Here is a 20,187-nt window from a genome sequence, read left to right as displayed (position 1 = left end):
CCTCGCCGGCGCTGCATGGCGGCACGTAGCACGGGCGAGGGGCGCATCGACACATCGACACATCGGACGATCCGGCGGGGAGGGATGCCATCACCCACCGGTCCCGGCAGCAACGATTGCGGAGTCACGCATGGAAGCGAGTTTGCGCGTCAATAACATCGAAGTCATTTACGACCACGTCATTCTGGTGCTCAAGGGCGTGTCGCTGATCGTGCCGGAAGGCAAGATCGTGGCGCTGCTGGGGGCCAATGGCGCGGGCAAGAGTACGACGCTCAAGGCCATCTCGAACCTGCTGCATGCCGAGCGGGGCGAAGTGACGAAGGGGACGATCGACTATCGCGGCGAGCGGGTCGAAAAGCTCACCCCGAACGGGCTCGTCAAGCGCGGTGTGATTCAGGTGATGGAGGGGCGTCACTGCTTCGGCCATCTGACCATCGAAGAGAATTTGCTGACCGGCAGTTATGTGCGGCACGCGTCGCGCAGTGCGCAGCAGCACGCGCTGGAGCGCATCTACGCCTATTTCCCGCGTCTGAAGACACGCCGCAAGTCGCAGGCCGGCTACACGTCGGGCGGCGAGCAGCAGATGTGTGCGATCGGTCGCGCCATGATGGCGCAGCCGTCGATGATTCTGCTCGACGAACCGTCGATGGGGCTGGCGCCGCAGATCGTTGAAGAGATCTTCACGATCGTGCGCGATCTGAACCAGCGCGAGAACGTCAGTTTCCTGCTGGCCGAGCAGAACACCATGGCGGCGCTGCGCTATGCCGACTATGGCTACATCCTCGAGAACGGTCGCGTCGTGATGGACGGCGACGCCGACGTGCTGCGCGATAACGAGGACGTCAAGGAGTTCTATCTCGGCATCGCCAAGGACGGCGCGAGTAGCGCGGGCAGTTTCCGTAACGTCAAGAGCTACCGGCGTCGTAAGCGCTGGATCGCCTGAACGGATAGCCAGCGGATAGACAAACGAACCCGAACGCACCCGAAAGAACGCCGGCCTGTCCAGACGCCGCCAGGGGCATGGCCGTGCGCGGGACCCTGAATCCTGATCGCCTCATCGTGGATATGAACCAATACTTCGATACGCTGGAAACGCGTGCGCCGGCGCTTCGCGAGCAGGCGCTGCTCGCCGCGCTGCCCGGGCAGGTGGCCCACGCCCGCACGCATGCGGCCTACTTTGCCGAGACGCTGGGCGACGTCGATGCGAGCCAGATCGGTTCGCGCGACGCACTGGCCGGCCTGCCCGTCACGCGCAAATCGGATCTGTCGGCCTTCCAGCAGCGGCACCCGCCGCTGGGCGGTCTGAACGCGACGCCCGTCAGCGGGCTGGCTCACGTCTATCAATCGCCCGGCCCGATCTATGAGCCGGACGGGCGCGGCAGCGACTGGTGGCGCTTCGCGCGGGCGATGTTCGCGGCCGGATTGCGCGCGGGGGATCTCGTCTACAACACGTATTCGTATCACTTCACCCCGGCGGGCATGATGATCGAGACGGGGGCGACGCGTCTGGGCTGCTGCGTCTTCCCGGCTGGCGTGGGGCAGACGGAGCTGCAACTGGAAGCGATTCGTCATCTGCGGCCGGTGGCGTATGCGGGCACGCCGTCGTTCCTGAAGATCCTGATCGAGAAGGGCGAGGCGGCGGGAGCGGACATCAGCAGCATCCGGCGCGCGACGTTATCCGGCGAGGCGCTGCCGCCGTCGTTGCGGGAATGGTTCAACGGGCGGGGGATTACGGCGCGTCAGTTGTACGGCACGGCGGATCTCGGACTGATCGCGTTCGAGAGCGACGCGCAGGCCGGGTTGATCGTCGACGAGAACGTGCTCGTCGAACTGGTGGAGCCGGGCGGAACGAAGCCGGTAGCGGACGGTGAGGTCGGCGAGGTCGTGGTGACGAACTTCAATCCGGACTATCCGTTGATCCGGTTCGCGACCGGCGACCTGTCGGCGATCGAGGCGGGTATCAGCCCGTGCGGGCGGACGAACGTGCGCCTCAAGGGCTGGCTCGGCCGCGCCGATCAGACCGTCAAGGTGCGGGGCATGTTCGTGCATCCGGGCCAGATCGGCGAGATCGGCAAGCGCTATCCGGAGTTGGTTCGCGTGCGTCTGCGCGTGGAAGGGCGTGTGGGTGACGACCGGATGCGACTGCTCTGCGAGACGACCGACACGCCGCCGGAAGGGTTGGCGGCGCGCGTGCAGGAGACGTTGCGCGATGTGACGCGCTTGCGCGGCGAAGTCGACTTCGTGGCCGCGGGCTCGCTCCCGGCGGACGGGAAGCTGGTGGAGGATGCGCGGGCTTACGATTGAGCGCTTTGCATTGCCAGATGCCCCGCAATCCCGAACATCATGAGCGCGACGAAGCCGTCCAGAGCGCGCCATGCGACACGGCGCGAGAAGATCCAGCGGCAGGCGTAGGCAAGATACGTGAGCGCGAAGAACCATGCGAATGACGCGGCGACCGCGCCGAAGGTGAACGGCATGCGCGCTTCGACGGCCTTGCTCGCGGTAATTGACCCCAGCACCAGCACCGTATCGACCCAGGCATAGGGGTTCAGCAGCGAGACGGCGGAGGTGGCGAGCAAGGTCTGGACGACAGTGTGACGCTGCCTGACGTCGCCCGTCGTCGCTTCGTGATGACCGCGAATCGCCGAGCGCAATGCGACCAGCCCGTGGCAGACGAGATACCCGATGCCGCCCCACAAGGCAACGCTCAACACCATCGGATAGCGGTTCAGAAGTGCCGCAAGTCCACCGGTGCCCAGCGCGATGAGCAGTGCATCGCTGCCCGCACAGATCAGAACGATCAGCAACAGGTACTGCCCGGTAATGGCGCGCCGGATGACGAACGCGTCTTTCGGGCCGACAGAAGTGAAAAGGCCAAGGCCGAGGAGCAATCCTTCGGCGAATGCAGAGGTGTCTAACATGCGAGATGCCGACAACCTCTTAAGCTGAACCGGGAATAGTTAAGTTTCCGAACTATAAAAGTCGTTTGTGACAAATGCAATCGCGAACGGATTCACGTTCGTTTGCCCCGCATCGTCGCGGCGCACGCCACGCCCTGGCGGCGCGGTCTCGACAGACAAAACGCGAGGCAAAAATCTCGCTTTTCATATGGGGTCCACGCGCATTTGCATGCGCCACCTCCGCATCCATCCATAGCGCAAATCGTTGGTTCCCCCGACGTCGTCCGATGCCTAGGATGGGCTCGCCCGCCTGCGTTGCCAGTGCTGCTTCTGTGCAACGACACCCACAACAGTCATCAGGCGGTGCACCCAGGCCATCGTTCAATACGTCACGTAACACGTACTTTTGGGGGAATGCGTTATGGCGGAAGCCACCACAACACCGCAGCTCGTCGCTGCGAAGCCGCTCAGTGAAGACTGGCTGGCGGTCATCATCGGACTCGTCATCGTTGCCGCAGGACTGATCGGCGTCTCGGGGGCCGACCCGATCGGCTGGGTCGTTACCACGCGCGTCTGGACCGATCCGGCGGCGGCGCTGGCACCGGCCACGGCCGGTTATGGGCGGATCGGCGGCATCGGCGCTTTTCTTGCGACATGGATCGTGCTGACGGTCGTGCTGTCGCTCGGTGCGGCGTCGCTGCAACAGGACGTCAAACGCTTTGCCGTGCGGTTCTCGGTCCTGTTCTGGCTCGCCTACGCCAGTTGGTTCGTCGGCAGCTACGCGCATCTGGCGGCCGTCACCCCGACGGAACAGGCGAAGTTCGGCATCGACTGGTCGCTGCGTCTCACCAACGAAGGCGGCTACATCGTGGCGCTGCTCGCCGGCCTCGTGATCGCCAACGTCTTTCCGGGAGCGACAGCCTGGCTCTCCGACGCGGTGCGCCCCGAGTGGTACATCAAGACGGCCATCGTGGTGCTGGGGGCGTTCATCGCAGTGACGGTCGCCGAGCGGCTGTCGTTCGCGTCGTCGATTTTGTTGCGCGGTGTCGCGGCCATCGTCGAGGCGTATCTGATCTATTGGGCGGTCGTGTACTTCATCGCGCGCAAGTGGTTCAAGTTTCCGCGCGAGTGGGCCGTGCCGCTGGCGTCGGGCATCTCGATTTGCGGTGTCGCCGCTGCGATTTCGACGGGGAGCGCCATTCGTGCGCGCCCGGCGGTGCCGATTCTCGTGTCGTCGCTGGTGGTGGTGTTCGCGGTCATCGAACTGCTGATCCTCCCGTTTTTTGCGCAGCACTTTCTGGCGGATGATCCGCTGGTCGCCGCGGCATGGCTCGGTCTCGCGGTGAAGACCGACGGCGCTGCCGTGGCCGGCGGTGCGATCACCGAAGCGCTGATCAACGCCAAGGCCGCCGCCGGCGGCACGCACTACGCCGCAGGCTGGATCGTCGGCACGACGGCTACGATCAAGGTGTTTATCGACGTGTTCATCGGCATCTGGTCGTTCATCCTCGCGTGGATCTGGACGAATCACATCAACGTCACCGACCCGTCGAACCGTGCGCGCCCGCGTGAAATCTGGGAACGCTTCCCGAAGTTCATCATCGGTTTCGTCGTGACGTTCGCGGTGGCGCTCGCGTTCTCGTTGAGCGCCGGCCCGGAAGTGGCCGCGAGGATCAAAGGCGCGGTCGGGGAGGCCAACAACTTCCGCGTGATCTTCTTCGTGCTGACGTTCTTCTCCATCGGCTTGCTGTCGAATTTCCGCAAGCTCTGGGCGGACGGTATCGGCAAGCTCGCCGCCGTCTACGTCATCAGCCTGTTCGGTTTCGTGATCTGGGTCGGACTGCTGATCTCGTGGCTGTTCTTCCACGGCGTGAAGCCGCCGCTGGCCTGACACTGTGCCGCCCGTGACTGATTCGCCGTCTTATCTGAGGAATCCCATTCGTATGTCCGATCTCAACGAACTGTCGAAAAGCATCGCCGAAATTCCGGAAGAGCCGTTACTTCCCATCGAGAAGAAACTGATTGCGGGCAGCCTCACGCTCGGTATCGTCTTGCTGGTCGTGCTCGGCATCGTGAATCACTTCCTGCCTGTCGCATCGGTCTGATCGCGCTGTTCTGATTCTCCGCCCCGAAACGGTGCATACAGCACCGTGTTTCGGGGCGGTTTGCTTTTGGGGCTGCCGGGGAGGTGTAGTGAGGTGTAGTGAGGTGTATTGAGGTGTACGAAGGGAAGATGCTGACAAAAACGCATCACCCGATAATTTAATGTTGCTTTACCGCTGGAGCCGGGTGTCCGAATAATACGCGACCCTCTTTGCGGCTCGCACACGCACGTCAAAGATCCAGGCTTCGGCCAATAACACTTCGCAGTCGACGAAGAGGGGGATAACAAGTTCCGAAAACATCACCCCCGGAGACAATGATGTCGGAGTTGAATCAATCGCAAGACAAATCCCGTCAGGCGCGTCGCGCCGCCCTCGGCGCCTTCATCGGCACGACCATCGAGTGGTACGACTTTTACGTCTACGGTACCGCTGCCGCATTGATTATCGGCAAACTGTTTTTCCCCTCGGACGATCATCTCGCACAGACGTTGCTCGCGCTCGGCACGTTTGCGTTTGGCTTTTTGCTGCGTCCCATCGGGGCGATCGTCTTCGGTTATATCGGCGACAAGATCAGCCGCAAGTCGTCGCTGCTCATCACCCTGCTGTTGATGGGCGGATCGACGATGTGTATCGGTCTGTTGCCGACGTACCAGTCGATCGGCATCTGGGCGCCGGTACTGCTCGTGCTGCTTCGTCTGGCGCAAGGCCTGTCCGTCGGCGGCGAATGGGGCGGGGCAGTGCTCGTGGCTTCTGAGGCGGCCCCGCCGCATCGCAAGGCGCTTGCCGCATCGATGGCACAGATGGGCTCGCCGGCCGGTTCGTGCCTCGCGACGTTGACGTTCATGGCCATGAGCGACAACTTCCTGATCAATGGCGGATGGCGAATCCCGTTCCTGCTCAGCGGCGTGCTGCTGATCGTGGGCTTGTTGATCCGCATGACGCTCGAAGAGAATCCGGAGTTCATTGCCGCTCGCGAGCGGCAGAAGAAGATGAAGGAAGCGAGCGCGCCGCTCACCAATGTGCTCCGACAGTTTCCGCTCACGAGCCTTTGTGTGTTCGTCGGTTCGTTTGCCGTGGCGGGTGTTTATTTCCGCAACATCTTTGCGCTGAACTGGGCGACGGGCACGCTGGGCATCGACAAGAGCCTGTTCCTGAGCGCGTTGCTGGCGGGCGCTTTCGTGCAGATTTTCGTCACCCCCGTGGCGGCGATGATCGCCGACAGGATTTCCGTACAACGGGCGCAGATCATCTTTACGGTGTTGTACCTCGTTTGTGTACCGGTGCCGCTCATCGCGCTGATCAAGGACGGTAGCGCGGTCAGCGTGTTTGCGGGCGTGATTCTCTCGTATGTCGGACACGGCCTGTATTACGCCACGCTCTCCGGATTCTTCACGACGCTGTATCCGGTCGAGTTGCGCTTTACCGGCATCTCCTTCGGGTATCAGCTCTCCGGTGCGTTGGTGTCAGGCATCGTGCCTTTGGGGGCCGTTGCGCTGGTGAGCGCCTATTCGCCGAGCATCCTGCCGATCCAGCTTTTCTACTCGGCGTTGATTCTCGTCAGCCTGGTGGCCGTCTGGTACGGTCCCCGCGTCGCGCGCAGGGAACTGCGTAATCGTCAGTCGCCGGAAGTCTCGTCTGTCCCCGTCATGGATGCGGTGAAGGGGCGGTGAAGGGGCTGTAACGCGCCGTCAAATCGACGGAAGGCTTGCCGTGCAGGGACTGTGGTGAGCCTTCCATACCCATCCTTCTCATTCGAAACATATGAAGTTGCGTGATAGGGTTGTTGTGCTCTATCATGTAACTTTTAAAGTTTCTTATGTGGGGTGATGTCACTCGATTTCATCCCGTTGCTTAATGGGAGAAATGCGAATGCAGGAACCATTCGAAGTGATCATCGTGGGCGGCAGCTTTGCTGGCTTGTCTGCAGCGATGCAGTTGGCGCGTGCGCGTCGTCGTGTGCTGATGATCGACGCCCGCCTGCCTCGCAACCGCTTTGCACCGCATTCGCACGGCTTCTTTGGACTTGATGGGGTCTCGCCGTCGGAGATCGTCGCGACGGCGACAGCGCAGTTACTGAAGTATCCGACAGTGACAGTGATCGAGGCCGAGGTGCGGAAGGTCTCCGGCGCGCTTGGGGGTTTCCGCGTTGCGCTGGCCGACGGCGCGCAGCGTGAAGCGAGTCGCCTGATTCTCGCAACTGGGGTGAGGGACGTGTTGCCGCCGGTACCGGGGATCGAATCGCGATGGGGTGTCGGCGTGTTGCATTGTCCGTATTGTCACGGCTTCGAAGTGGCCGGCCGACGACTGGGCGTGCTGGCGACGCATTCATTGTCGGTGCATCAGGCGATGCTGATCCCTGATTGGGGGCCGACGACGTGGTTCACGCAAGGTATCGTCGAACCCGATGCGCAAGAGGCGGCGCTGCTGGCTGCGCGTGGTGTTGTTGTCGAGCGCACGCCGGTGGCCGAGTTGCTTGGCGATGTGCCGCACATCGAAGCGGTGCGTCTGGTCGATGGCCGTGTTGTGCCTGTCGACGCGTTATTCATCACTCCCCAATCCGCTATGGCGAACGATCTCGCCGTGCAACTCGGTTGTGCGATCGACGAAGGGCCGCTGGGCCCGTTGATTCGTGTGGGCGACTGGAAGGAAACCACTGTGCCGGGCGTCTTTGCGGCGGGCGATGCGTCGAACGCCATGACGAACGCCACGTTCGCGTCGGCGGCAGGCGTGGCGGCGGGCGTTGGAGCGCATCGATCCTTGATCTTTGGTCGCTGAATTCGATCAAGCCCAGGTCAGGTGTCCTGTGCAAGCGATCTGAGCAGCGTCGGCACTTTGTCCTTGCTGGTGCTCTGCACGCGCGAGATGAGAGCGTGGTCCACCCGCTTCAGGCCGTAGGTGCGCGAGATGTCGTCGTGCATACGACGCCAGAGGTGGGTCGTCATTTCCGCATCGACCATGGCCCGGTGGGCACGACCGGTCTTCGGGAGTGCGAGCAGATCCGCGAGGCTGGAGAGCCGGTGATTCGGTGCGTTCGGATAGAGGCGCCGCGCGGTCAGCATTGTGCAGGCGAATGCATGATCGGCGCGTGTGCCCAGCATGGCGAGTTCGGCTTGCCAGAAGCGTTTGTCGAATCCGGCATTGTGAGCGACGACCGGGCATTGACCGACGAACGCGGCCGCCTCGCGCATCACCTGCGCCACGGGCGGTGCCGAGGCGATCATGTCGTTCGTGATGCCGGTCAGTGCTGCGACGTCCGACGGAATGCGCCGCCCGGCGTTCATCAGGCTCTGATAACGGTCGACGATCTGCCCGTCGCGCAGGAGGATAACGGCGATTTCCGTGGCCCGGTCGCCTTGAGTGGGCGAGAGGCCGGTGGTTTCGAAGTCGAGGATCGCTACTGTCTGCATGCTACGTCTCATTGGGTGCCTCGCCCAGTGTGCCGACGGCAGGGCCGAGGGCGGCAACAACGTGGGCCAGCGTAAGAATTTGCCCGTGATTTTACAAGGTCCGTCGATCGTCCGAGGTCAGCGCGAAGACTGCGCCGGCGGTGACGGGGGCCTCGGTCGAACGGTGGCACAAACGTGCGAAACCACGGCTCGAAATCGTTTTCGTCGGTATGGGTATCGTGATAGAGTGCTGCGGTCTAAGGCCTGTCGGGTACCAGAAACGAGATGAATCGGCGCATCAGTATCGTCGAGTTGGCGCGCCAGCTCGATTTGGCGGTATCGACCGTCTCCAAAGCGCTGAACGGTCGGTCCGACGTGAGCGAAGCCACCCGGGAAAGGGTCTTGCACGCCGCGAAGGAATTCGGGTTTTCTGCCGATCCCGCCGGCCGGCGCCTTCGTAGTGGGCACTCGGAAACGATTGGCTTTGTTCTGTCCCCGCCGCAAAGTCACTTTGCCCATCCGTTTTTCCTCGACCTTCTGATGGGCATTGACGAGGGACTGGAGAAAACGCCATTCCAGTTGGTAATCGTTACCGCCCGGAGTGTCGAAAGCGAAGTCGACAGCTTTCGCCGTCTCGTAGAGAAGCAGCGCGTGGATGCGGTCATGTTCGGGCGCACACGTCGTGACGACCCGCGAATCCGTTTTCTGCAGGAGCGAGGCATCCCGTTCGTCACGTTAGGGCGAAGCGAAACCGGCGATCCGTTCCCCTTCGTCGATATCGACAGGACGGTTGCCGGGCGTAACGGTACCGCCCGATTCATCGGGCTTGGGCATCGTCGGATCGCCCTGCTATGCACGCCCGGTTACCTCATGCTCAGCCAGCATCTGCGCGAAGGGTACTGCGCCGCGCTTGATGCGGCGGGATTGCCTTTTGATCCGGAAATGATCGTCGAATCGGAACTTTCGGAAGCGGGCGGTCTCGCGGGCGCGCGCAAGCTGCTGGCGATGAAGCAACCGCCGACGGCCATCATGTGCGGACACGACCTCATCGCTAGCGGCGCGATACAGGCCATTACCGAGACGGGCAAACGCCCGGGGGCCGATGTGGCGATCATCGGCTGCGATAACCATCCGCTTGGCCCGTACCTGAACCCGCCTCTCACAACATTCTCCGCACCGACACTGCAAGCCGGTCAGCGAATGGTGGATCTGCTGCTCGCACAAATGAACGGCAAGTCCGTGGAATCGTTGCAGGAAGTCTGGTCGCCCGAGTTGATACTTCGGTCATCCCATGGCGTGAGTGTCGCGCCCGGCATCTGACGCCTCGGTTTCTCGACGCGTCTAAGCCCCATCCCCAAAGTGGTCTTCGTCTCCTCTTTTGGCCGTGATGTACAATGTTTCGAAAACGTTTTCGTTGTTTCGGGAAATTCGTATGAATCAAGTCATGGATGTCAAGGAAGGCGGATGCCTGTGCGGGGCTGTCCGATACCGGATAACAGGGGCACCGGCGGCAGTCGTCGTATGTCACTGCACGCACTGCCAGCGGGCGAGTGGGAGCGCGTACTCGATCAATCTATTGGTTGGTGCGAGTCATTACGTGCAGACGGGAGAGACGAGTTGCTATACGGATAGCGGGGACAGCGGTCTGCCCTCTTACCGGCATTTCTGCGGCAAATGCGGGTCTCCGGTGAGAACGGAGGCGATGAATCTGCCCGAAATGATGATCGTCAAAGCGGGCACCCTCGACGATCCGGCCGGGGTAATGCCGCAGATGGAGATCTACATGGAACACGCTTGGGGCTGGCATTCGCCGGTAGCCACCGCGACGCAGTTCGCGCAGGCCCCCGTGATTTGATATTTTTTTGTCTTTTTACGAAAACGTTTTCGTGTTGTCGGTGCATTCATCATCGACCAAGGTGTGAGGCACCGTTTCGGTCGGTGTCCGTCGGGTCGATTATCAGGAGTCAACCATGAGCTTTCAAACTATCAACCCGGCGACGGGAGAACTGATCAAGGCGTTTCCTTTCCAGACGGACGAGGAAGTGTTCGCCGCGCTAGAGACGGCCGACCGCCGTTACCGTGAGGATTGGCGCTGGCGCCCCGTCGCCGAGCGAGCGGCAATCGTGGCGCGTGCCGCACGGATCTTGCGCGAAAAACGTGACGAGTATGTCAAGTATCCAACGCTCGAAATGGGAAAGGTGACGCGTTTCGGTTACATGGAAATCGATCTGGTCGCGGACATTCTCGATTACTACGCCATGCACGGCGCGCGGTTGCTGGCAGAGCAGGCGCTCCCGGGGGAGCCCGGCGCAACGCTGCTGTCGGAGCCGATCGGCGTCATTCTGGCTATCGAGCCGTGGAACTTCCCGTACTACCAATTGGCGCGTGTGGCTGCGCCTCAGTTGATCGCGGGCAACGTCGTGCTGATGAAGCATGCGGAGAATGTGCCGCAGTGTGCGCAGGCATTTGCCCGTTTGTTCGAGGAGGCGGGGGCGCCGCAGGGCGCTTATACGAATCTGTTTTGTAGCGTCGAGCAGATCGGGCGTCTGGTTGACGATTTTCGTGTGCGGGGCGTCGCGTTGACGGGCAGTGAGCGCGCCGGGACATCGGTTGGCGAGCGGGCGGGGCGTAACCTCAAGAAAGTGATTCTTGAGCTCGGGGGGAGCGACCCGGCGATTGTCTTGCCAGGTGCGCCGCTCGATCACGCGGTGGAGCAGATCGTCATGGGGCGCACGTTCAACAACGGGCAAGGCTGCGTGAACATCAAACGCGTCATTGTGATCGGTCAGGAGCGCGGCGAACACGTGCTGGCGGCACTCAAAGCGAAGTTTGCTGCCATTCCGGTCGGTGATCCGACAGACGAGACGACGTTGCTGGGGCCGCTGGTGAGCGAGCAGGCGTTGCTGGGGCTGCTCAAGCAGATCGACGATGCGAAGGCTGCTGGCGCGACGGTGGTCTTTGGCGGCAAGCGTATCGATCGTCCCGGCTTCTATCTCGAACCGACGATTCTGACCGATATCGATGCCGATAATCCGCTCTACGGACAGGAAGCGTTTGGCCCCGTGCTGTCGTTCTATGTCGTCGACGATGAAGCGCAGGCCATTCAGTTGGCGAACGCAACACCGTATGGCCTGGGCGGTTACGTGTTTGATGCTGACGTCGAGAATGCCAAGCGCGTTGCGTCTTACATCGACGCCGGAATGGTCTACATCAACTCGTGCTTTGCCGATTCGCCGGGGTTGCCGTTTGGTGGTGTGAAGAATTCCGGTTTTGGGCGAGAACTCTCGGAGATCGGCATCGGGGAGTTTTTGAACCGAAAGTTGATACGTGTGGCTGGACACGCCTGAGTGGTGAGGGTGTTCTGATATGAGACAACGGACAGACTTTGTGGGCCTTTCGCTCGCAACGTCTGACCCGGCTCATTGGCCTGTCGTTGGCGGGCGCCGTCTGGCAGCATGAAACTCCCTCGAAACTCCACTATTTGTTCATCGAGCGAATCGCGGTGACGAATACCATCTCCCGGGATATTCGTCGACAACGGTAAATTCGCTCACGTAATGAAAACGCTCAAAGTGCTGTCCTGCGTCACCGCTGTATTGTTCTGTGCTGCATTTCTGTCCGATGCGTCGGCATCCACCGTGCCCGTTGCCATGATTGCAGCCAGTCCTGTGAAGGCTGCGCCGGCGAATGTGCCTGCACACTGGACGCCCCATGTCTCAGACACCTGGCAATGGCAGCTTCGAGGCAAGATCGATACGTCGTACGACGTGAAGATCTACGACGTCGATCTGTTCGATGTGGACCCGTCGACCATCGATGCGCTCAAGCGCGCGGGCCGCAAGGTCGTGTGCTACTTCTCTGCGGGAAGCTCGGAGGACTGGCGGCCGGATTTCCCGCAGTTCAATGCGGCGGAGATGGGCAAGCGTCTTCACGAATGGAAGGGCGAGCGCTGGCTGGACATTCGCTCGGAAAACGTTCGGAGGGTCGTCAAGCAGCGCCTGGACAGGGCAGCGGCGAAGGGGTGTGACGGCGTCGAGCCCGATAACGTCGACGGCTATGCGAACGACACGGGGTTCTCGCTGACGGCGCGCGATCAGCTCGACTTCAACACCTTCATTGCCAACGAAGCCCACTGGCGAGAACTCGCCGTCGGGCTCAAGAACGACGTGGGCCAACTCGCCGCGCTTGAGCCGTGGTTCGATTTCGCCGTCAACGAGGAGTGCAACGAGCAGAAGGAATGCGAGGGCTATGCCGTCTTCACGGCGAAGAACAAGCCGGTACTCAATGCGGAGTATTGGCTGCCGTATCGAACGCCGGCATTGCAACGCACGCTGTGCGACGCGGCAAGTCTGGCCAATTTGCGCACGCTGGTGCTGGCCAAGGAACTCGATAACAGCTATCGATTTAGTTGCGACGGCCGTTGATGTATTTCTGTGATCAATAAAAAAGCGCCGCTAGCCATTGGCCAGCGGCGCTTTTTTCATCGGGCTACGGCGTAACGATCACGCCGTAATCCGACAGCACACTTAGATCTGCACCGTGTCGGCGACTTCCTTGAAGTCTTCGATCTGGTCGAAGTTCATGTACTTGTAGATCTTGTCGCCATTGCTGGCGAGCACACCCATGTCGGCCATGTACTCTTCCTTGGTCGGGATCTTGCCCAGACGCGAGCAGATCGCTGCCAGTTCCGCAGAGCCGAGGTACACGTTCGTGTTCTTGCCCAGACGGTTCGGGAAGTTACGGGTCGACGTCGACATGACCGTGGCGCCCTCGCGCACTTGTGCCTGGTTACCCATGCACAGCGAGCAGCCCGGCATTTCGGTGCGGGCACCGGCCGTGCCGAACACGCCGTAGTGACCTTCTTCCGTCAGTTGCTTCTGGTCCATCTTGGTCGGCGGCGCGACCCACAGCTTGACCGGAATGTCGCGCTTGCCTTCGAGCAGCTTGGACGCAGCTCGGAAGTGACCGATGTTCGTCATGCACGAACCGATGAACACTTCGTCGATCGTGGCGCCGGCAACGTCGGACAGCGTCTTCACGTCGTCCGGGTCGTTCGGGCAGGCAACGATCGGCTCATGGATGTCCGCCAGATCGATTTCGATGACGGCGGCGTACTCGGCGTCGGCATCCGGCGACAGCAGTTGCGGGTCGGCCAGCCATTGCTCCATCGCCGCGATACGGCGTTGCAGGCTGCGCGGATCCTGATAACCCTGCGCAATCATCCACTTGAGCAGCGTGACGTTGCTGTTCAGGTACTCGATGATCGGGTCCTTGTTCAGGTGCACCGTGCAACCGGCAGCCGAACGCTCAGCGGAGGCATCCGACAGTTCGAACGCTTGCTCGACCTTCAGGTCGGGCAGGCCTTCGATTTCGAGAATGCGGCCCGAGAAGATGTTCTTCTTGCCTTGCTTGGCGACCGTCAGCATGCCCTGCTTGATGGCGTACAACGGGATCGCGTTGACGAGGTCACGCAGCGTGACGCCCGGCTGCATCTTGCCCTTGAAGCGGACCAGCACCGATTCCGGCATGTCCAGCGGCATCGTGCCGGTGGCGGCGGCGAAGGCGACCAGACCCGAACCTGCCGGGAAGCTGATGCCGATCGGGAAGCGGGTGTGCGAGTCGCCGCCGGTGCCCACGGTGTCGGGCAGCAGCATGCGGTTCAGCCACGAGTGGATCACGCCGTCGCCCGGGCGCAGGGCGATGCCGCCACGGTTGCTGATGAAGTTCGGCAGCGTCTGGTGCGTCTTCACGTCCACCGGCTTCGGATAAGCCGCGGTGTGGCAGAACGACTGCATGACGAGGTCGGCCGAGAAGCCGAGGCAGGCCAGATCCTTGAGTTCGTCACGGGTCATCGGGCCGGTGGTGTCCTGCGAGCCGACCGAGGTCATCTTCGGTTCGCAGTACGTGCCCGGACGAATGCCCTGACCTTCCGGCAGACCGCAGGCGCGACCGACCATCTTCTGTGCCAGCGAGAAACCACGGCCGTTGTCGGCCGGTTGCTGCGGCAGGCGGAACAGCGTCGACGGGGCGAGGCCGAGGGCTTCGCGTGCCTTGGACGTCAGGCCACGACCGATGATCAGCGGAATACGGCCACCAGCGCGCACTTCGTCGAACAGCACGTCGGACTTGACCTGGAATTCGGCGATCACGGCGCCGTTCTTCAGGGCCTTGCCTTCGTACGGACGCAGTTCGACCACGTCACCCATTTCCATCTGCGACACGTCGAGTTCGATCGGCAGGGCGCCGGCGTCTTCCATCGTGTTGTAGAAAATCGGAGCGATCTTGCTGCCCAGACACACGCCGCCGAAGCGCTTGTTCGGAATGAAGGGGATGTCTTCGCCCGTGAACCACAGCACCGAGTTGGTGGCCGACTTGCGCGACGAACCCGTACCGACCACGTCGCCGACGTAGGCGACCAGATGGCCCTTTTCCTTGAGCGATTCGATGAACTTGATCGGGCCGCGCTTGCCGTCTTCTTCCGGCGTGATGCCGGGACGTGCGTTCTTGAGCATGGCCAGCGCGTGCATCGGGATGTCCGGGCGGGTCGTGGCGTCCGGTGCCGGCGACAGGTCGTCGGTGTTGGTTTCGCCCGTGACCTTGAACACGGTGATGGTCAGGCTTTCCGGCACTTCCGGACGGCTCGTGAACCATTCGGCGTCGGCCCAGCTTTGCAGCACGGCCTTTGCATTGGCGTTGCCCTTGTCGGCGAGTTCCTTGACGTCATGGAACTGGTCGAACATCAGCAGGGTTTTCTTGAGCGCATCGGCCGCGACGGCGCCGACTTCGGCATCCGGCAGCAGTTCGATCAACGGCGCGATGTTGTAACCGCCCAGCATCGTGCCGAGCAGTTCGGTGGCGCGTGCACGCGAGATCAGCGCGCAAGCCGTTTCACCCTTGGCGACGGCGGCGAGGAAACCGGCCTTCACGCGGGCGGCTTCGTCCACGCCAGCGGGCACACGGTTCGTGATGAGATCCAGCAGCGTTTGTTCTTCGCCGGCCGGCGGATTCGTCAGCAACTCGACCAGTTCGGCGGTCTGCTGGGCCGTCAGCGGCAGGGGCGGGATACCAAGCGCGGCGCGAGCGGCCACGTGAGCACGATAGTTTTCAAGCATGAGGAGACCTGCTGATGTTGCGTTTCGGGGGAGGTTTTGAGGCCTCCAAGGCTCGTTCCAGTACTGCTTTTGGCGAGATTTTAGTCCCTATGGCAGGTAAGGTCAAATGTCTTATGTCTTATATAAGACTTAAAAGCGACAGGGCGGCCGGTGCGGCGCCGGGCGACGGCGAGCGATGCCGGTGAACAGGCGGGCGGTTCGGGTGCTGCTACCCCGGAGCGGGGCGGCGAATTCAGGCGAAATACTGACCGGGCGTGCGTCCGAGCGACTTGCGGAACATTTCGATGAAGCCGGTCGTGCTCTCGTAGCCGAGTTCGTTGGCCACCGCCGAGACCGCGCGGCCTTCGGCCAGTCTGTAGAGCGCTTCCTGCAGGCGGACATGCCGCCGCCATTCGTCGAATGTGAGGTTGAGTTCGCGCGTGAACAGGCGAGACAGCGTGCGGGCGCTCGCCCCGACATGATCGCCCCATTCCTGCAGGGTGCGATTGTCCGACGGTTCTCTCAGAAACTCCGTGCACAGGCGCGCGAGGCGGCGCTCGCGGGGAATCTCCAGCGAAAGCGGCATTTCGTCGATGAATTCGAGTTCGTCGCGAATGATCTCGAAGAACTTGTCGACGTGGCGTTTGCGCAGCAACGGTTCTTCGGTGGAAGCGGCGCGCAGGATCAGTTCGCGCATGAGGTTCGAGACGACCAGCGGCTCGCACGTCTTGGGCAGATCGGCGACCGCGTGCGGGGAGATCAGCAGGTTATGCATGCCGAACGAGGCCCGCCCCCGCACAGCGTGCAAGGTCATCGGCGGAATCCAGACAGCGCGCTGCGGGGGTACGACCCACGTGCCGCGCGGGGTGTCGACGCACATGATGCCCTCGCCGCCGAAGAGCACCTGACCGTACGGATGCACGTGCGGTTCGACGCCGCCGCCGGACGGGAACTCGAACGCGAGCCCCACCATGGGGGCCGGCGAGATGCGGGACTCGAAGAACTCGACATCCTGTGCGGTAATGATCCGGGTCTGCATGACTTGCCCCATGGCCGAAAGGGAGAGAGATGCCCGTTTCATTTTTTCTCGAACCCTCAACGCTGGACATGGGGGTAAACATGGGGGATGGCGGGGTGACGCGAGGTAATGAGAACTGAAGCGCGCCGAAGCGCGACACGGAAGTACGGTCAGGGGCGAATCAGGACGAGGCCGGATGCGACGGGCGGCCCCATGCCTACAGGCCGCCCGGTGAGTCATTGCAGGCTTATTCCAGCGGCTGGCCACGGGTTTCGGGCATGCGCAACACCGCCACGACCGTGAGCAGGTTGAGCGCGATCAGGTAGGCGGCGAACCATCCCAGATGGCCGTGATCCGCGAGCCAGTTTTGCAGATAGGGGGCTGTGCCGCCAAAGATCGCCACCGTCAGCGAGTAGGGGATGGCGACGCCCGTGGCGCGAATGCGCGTCGGGAACAGCTCGGCGTAGACGGCCGGGGCGATGGCGGTCCATGCGGCGAGCACGACCAGCCCGCCGCAGATGGCAAGCGTCAACCGGGCAAACGAGTTATCGATGAGCAGCAGCAACGGCACGATGACGAGCGCCGAACCCCCAGCGCCCAGCAACAGGTTGGGCTTGCGGCCGATGCGGTCCGAGAGCGCCCCCCACAGCGGTTGTACCGCCATATAGACCAGACACCCGATGGTGAGCGCCCAGAGCCCCTGCCGGGCATCGACCCCCTTGAAATGGGTGCCAAATGTGATCGCCCCCGACATCCAGGTATTGAACGTGAGCGTGGGCCCGGCGGTCAGCGCAATGATCCGCAGCACCGACGCACGGTGTTCCCAGATGGCCTGCACCATCGTTTGCTCGTGCGTGCCCGAGCGCGCGTCGTGTTGTTCCTGCTCGAAGGCCGACGTCTCCTTGAGTCTGCCGCGCAGGAAGAGCGCATACACGCCGAGTGCCGCGCCGAAAAAGAACGGGATCCGCCAGCCGTAGCGGGTCATCTCGTCGGCAGAAAAGACTTGCGTGAGGATGAGTCCGACTGCGGTGGCCAGCAGCGAGCCGCCGGTAATCGCGATGAACATGCTGCTCGACCAGAGTCCCCGGCGCTGGACGGGGGCGCTTTCCACGAGGAACGTGAACGAAGCGCCGATCTCGCCGCCCAGACCGAAGCCTTGCAGCAGACGGCCGAAAACGAGCAGGGCGGGTGCCATGACGCCGATCGACGCATACGTGGGCGCGACGGCGATCACGAGACAGCCGGCGGCCGTCACGGCCATCGAGGCGACCATGGCGAGGCGTCGTCCCCGGCGATCCGAAAGCCAGCCGAAGTAAATGCCACCGATCGGACGCAGCAGAAAGCCGACGGCAAAGACGGCAAGGGTCGAGAGGAAGGCGGCGGTCGGGTCCTCCGCGTGGAAGAACTGGGTCGAGAAGTAGCGGGAAAAGAGCACGAACGACGCAAAGTCGTACCACTCCAGCGCGTTGCCGATACCCGCGCCCAAAATGACCGATTTCGCGGGCGACGCACGTTCGTTGTGCGGCACGGCTCGCAGGGTCGCATCCATGGTGTTGTCTCCTGTTGGCTGATCGTTGTCGTAGGGGATTGAAGGCCCACCTCAACGTACCGCTTCCCGGGCATGGCGGACACCGCTGCCGGGACAACACATATCGCAAAGCGGACAAAACCGACGCGTTCGACGCTTCCCGTCCTCCTGCACTTCAAGCACATCCGGCACATCCGGCACATCAATCGCCGCCGTCACCTTGGCCGGATTGGTAGACCGCGTGTCCCGATGGCTGCATTAGCGGTGAGCCTGGCTGCCGACAATGAAGGTATTGCGGTTCACTACCAGCCCAAGGAGGGCGCTGCTCCGATGAGAGTGATCGAGTGCGATGTCGTGGTTGTGGGCGGGGGAGGCGCCGGCACCTATGCGGCGCTGCGTCTGCACGCCCTGGGTCTGAAGCCAATGCTGATCTCCAAAGGGCTCGTCGGCAAGAGCGGCGCGTCGATCATGGCCGGCGCCGTGATCGTCGGCTCGAAGATGCTGGGCGGCACTGAGGAGAACGCGGCCAGCTCGCTCGAATTCTTTGCCAAGTACTACAGCCACTTTCTCGTCGACCAGTCTTATCTGGCGGCGGCCGGGGAGTGGATCGAGAACACGTTCTATCCGGAGATGGAGTCGCTCGGCTTGCTGTTCTCGCGCGACGACAATGGCAATATCGCCATGAGCCATTCGCCGGTGCGGTGGGCCGTTGCGCCCATGCAGGGGCAGACCGGCATTCTGCTCATGGATATCCGGCGCAAGCAGTTGCAGGCGCTGGGCATCCCGATGCATGAAGAGTGCGTGGTCACCTCGCTGCTGCGCAATGCCAATGGCGACGTGTGCGGGCTGGTGGCCCTCGACTACGTGCGCGGCGAGTTGTTCGCCGTGCAGGCCAAGGCCGTCGTCATGGCGACGGGGCATGCCGACCGGCTGGTGCGTCGCTCGACCGGCACGCGCGAGCAGACCGGCGACGGCATTGCGCTGGCACTGCGCGCCGGCGCCGAGATGACCAATCTGGAGATGCAGTTCTGGCACATCAGCGACTTTGCGAATCCGCCGACGTGGCAGCGTCTGCACATCTATCCGAATCCGCTGGTGGGCACCGATCAGAGTTCGCGCGTGTACAACGCGCAGGGCGAGTGCTTCTTTGAGCAGTCGCGCGACGCGCCGGCCGCGCTCGCCCCCTACACGCTTCAGGTCAAGCGGCTCACGCAACAGGTGCTGGCAGGAAAGGCGCGCTTTAGCGGCGGGTATTTCACGTCGTACAGCCACGTCGATGCCGATGTGCTGCGGCGTTATCAATATGCCGGCTCGGCGTTCGAGAAGCTGGGGCTCGACATCACGCAAGACAAGGTCGAGGCGCGCACGACCATGCACTACCGGCAAGGCGGGATCGAGTCCGATCCGCACTCCATGCGCACGAGCGTTGCGGGGTTGTGGGTGGCTGGGGGTGTGGGGGCGCATGTCACGGGCAGTCTGGCCGTCGCCATCTACGACGGGGGGCTTGCCGCAGAGTCGGTCGCAGGCCATCTGCCGACCGGACACCGTCACGACGAATTCACTGCGCAGCAAATCCGCGAGGAGGCGAGCCGGGTGGAGGGCCTTCGGGTCGGGGCAAGCGCAGGCGCCAGCGCCGCACAGGCGGCGGGTCAACCGGGCATCGCGCCCATGCACGTCAAGACCGCCATCTGGGACCTGATGGGCGAGGCGTACGGCCTCATCAAGAGCGGTCAGACGATGCGCGACGGACTGGCGCGGCTCGATGCGCTTCGCGAGCGCGAGTTGCCGCGCATGACGCCGCCGAGTGCCTCGCGCTGCTTCAACACCGCGTGGCTCGACGCACTGGACGTGCACAACCTGATCGACGTCTGCGACGTCACGCTGCGCAGCGCCCTGCGGCGCGAGGAGAGTCGCGGCAGCTTCTATCGCACCGACTTCCCGTACGTCGACAACACCGAGTGGCAGTGCAAGAACATCGTGGCGCGCGACGGCGCCGACTACCGGTTCCGCAAGGCGTCGTACCCGGTGGGCACGATTGCCCCCGACTTCGCGCGGCAGGAGTACTTCAGCGTGCCGTGGTGAGCCGTACCCAAACATTCTTACCGAGGGGACACATGTATTCGGACGTCAGGCAATTTCAGGGAGAAGTTGGCAAAAGC

General features: G+C 62.6%; 16 protein-coding genes. 11 read left to right on the top strand and 5 right to left on the bottom strand.

All coding sequences use genetic code 11. The annotated features are described in order from the left end of the window. Positions 1-130: 130 nt before the first annotated feature. Both A9762_RS06790 and A9762_RS06785 read left to right on the top strand, forming a co-directional pair. Positions 131-943, top strand: a complete 813-nt coding sequence (locus A9762_RS06790; RefSeq protein ID WP_069341275.1) for an ABC transporter ATP-binding protein — start codon at positions 131-133, stop codon at positions 941-943. Positions 944-1,065: 122 nt separating this feature from the next. Beyond that, positions 1,066-2,304 (top strand): phenylacetate--CoA ligase family protein, encoded by a 1,239-nt coding sequence (locus A9762_RS06785; RefSeq protein ID WP_069341341.1) that lies wholly within the window; start codon positions 1,066-1,068, stop codon positions 2,302-2,304. On the opposite strand, the gene A9762_RS06780 is transcribed toward A9762_RS06785, so the two are convergent. Beyond that, a complete protein-coding gene (locus A9762_RS06780) occupies positions 2,295-2,921 on the bottom strand; it encodes a LysE/ArgO family amino acid transporter (protein WP_069341274.1) in 627 nt (208 codons plus the stop codon). The two genes, A9762_RS06785 and A9762_RS06780, sit on opposite strands and share 10 nt — an antisense overlap. Positions 2,922-3,321: 400 nt before the next feature. On the opposite strand from A9762_RS06780, the gene A9762_RS06775 reads away from it, so the two are divergent. From A9762_RS06775 to A9762_RS06765, 4 genes are all read left to right on the top strand, one after another. Further along, positions 3,322-4,791, top strand: coding sequence for a putative sulfate exporter family transporter (locus A9762_RS06775; protein WP_069341273.1), 1,470 nt, complete (start codon positions 3,322-3,324; stop codon positions 4,789-4,791). Between the two features lie 52 nt (positions 4,792-4,843). Further along, positions 4,844-5,005 (top strand): hypothetical protein, encoded by a 162-nt coding sequence (locus tag A9762_RS28860; protein WP_170836198.1) that lies wholly within the window; start codon positions 4,844-4,846, stop codon positions 5,003-5,005. 317 nt (positions 5,006-5,322) lie between these two features. Beyond that, a complete protein-coding gene (locus A9762_RS06770; protein WP_069341272.1) occupies positions 5,323-6,675 on the top strand; it encodes an MFS transporter in 1,353 nt (450 codons plus the stop codon). 199 nt (positions 6,676-6,874) lie between these two features. Next, positions 6,875-7,780 carry an NAD(P)/FAD-dependent oxidoreductase gene (locus A9762_RS06765; protein WP_069341271.1) on the top strand — a complete coding sequence of 302 codons (906 nt, stop codon included), beginning with the start codon at positions 6,875-6,877 and terminating at the stop codon, positions 7,778-7,780. Between the two features lie 17 nt (positions 7,781-7,797). Here A9762_RS06765 and A9762_RS06760 read toward each other — a convergent pair whose 3' ends face one another. Then, positions 7,798-8,412 carry a PolC-type DNA polymerase III gene (locus A9762_RS06760; RefSeq protein WP_069341270.1) on the bottom strand — a complete coding sequence of 205 codons (615 nt, stop codon included), beginning with the start codon at positions 8,410-8,412 and terminating at the stop codon, positions 7,798-7,800. A 264-nt stretch (positions 8,413-8,676) separates the two neighbouring features. Between A9762_RS06760 and A9762_RS06755 the strand changes: the two genes are divergently transcribed. The 4 genes from A9762_RS06755 (at position 8,677) to A9762_RS06740 (ending at position 12,815) form a co-directional block, all read left to right on the top strand. Further along, positions 8,677-9,711: a LacI family DNA-binding transcriptional regulator gene (locus tag A9762_RS06755; protein WP_240493465.1), complete on the top strand. Its 1,035-nt coding sequence runs from the start codon at positions 8,677-8,679 to the stop codon at positions 9,709-9,711. A gap of 67 nt (positions 9,712-9,778) precedes the next feature. Further along, positions 9,779-10,246 carry a GFA family protein gene (locus A9762_RS06750; protein ID WP_371442557.1) on the top strand — a complete coding sequence of 156 codons (468 nt, stop codon included), beginning with the start codon at positions 9,779-9,781 and terminating at the stop codon, positions 10,244-10,246. Between the two features lie 115 nt (positions 10,247-10,361). Further along, positions 10,362-11,738, top strand: a complete 1,377-nt coding sequence (locus A9762_RS06745) for an aldehyde dehydrogenase family protein (protein ID WP_069341269.1) — start codon at positions 10,362-10,364, stop codon at positions 11,736-11,738. Positions 11,739-11,948: 210 nt separating this feature from the next. Continuing rightward, the gene (locus A9762_RS06740; protein ID WP_069341268.1) at positions 11,949-12,815 is read left to right on the top strand and encodes an endo alpha-1,4 polygalactosaminidase; all 867 of its coding nucleotides are present in this window, start codon (positions 11,949-11,951) and stop codon (positions 12,813-12,815) included. 102 nt (positions 12,816-12,917) lie between these two features. Here A9762_RS06740 and acnB read toward each other — a convergent pair whose 3' ends face one another. The 3 genes from acnB to A9762_RS06725 form a co-directional block, all read right to left on the bottom strand. After that, on the bottom strand, positions 12,918-15,503 hold the full coding sequence (gene acnB / locus A9762_RS06735; RefSeq protein ID WP_069341267.1) for a bifunctional aconitate hydratase 2/2-methylisocitrate dehydratase: 2,586 nt from the start codon (positions 15,501-15,503) through the stop codon (positions 12,918-12,920). 232 nt (positions 15,504-15,735) lie between these two features. Beyond that, entirely contained in the window at positions 15,736-16,563 is an 828-nt protein-coding gene (locus tag A9762_RS06730; protein ID WP_170836197.1) for a helix-turn-helix domain-containing protein, read from the bottom strand. A gap of 184 nt (positions 16,564-16,747) precedes the next feature. After that, on the bottom strand, positions 16,748-18,049 hold the full coding sequence (locus A9762_RS06725) for an MFS transporter (RefSeq protein ID WP_069341266.1): 1,302 nt from the start codon (positions 18,047-18,049) through the stop codon (positions 16,748-16,750). Positions 18,050-18,277: 228 nt separating this feature from the next. Here A9762_RS06725 and A9762_RS06720 point away from each other — a divergent pair, with 228 nt between their 5' ends. Then, positions 18,278-20,110 carry an FAD-binding protein gene (locus tag A9762_RS06720; RefSeq protein WP_206093557.1) on the top strand — a complete coding sequence of 611 codons (1,833 nt, stop codon included), beginning with the start codon at positions 18,278-18,280 and terminating at the stop codon, positions 20,108-20,110. The last annotated feature ends 77 nt before the right edge of the window (positions 20,111-20,187 follow it).

It is taken from the genome of Pandoraea sp. ISTKB, from assembly GCF_001721285.1.
Taxonomy (GTDB): domain Bacteria; phylum Pseudomonadota; class Gammaproteobacteria; order Burkholderiales; family Burkholderiaceae; genus Pandoraea; species Pandoraea capi.
The sequence above is the reverse complement of the archived record's forward strand: the minus strand, read 5'-3'. Positions and strand labels throughout refer to the sequence as shown.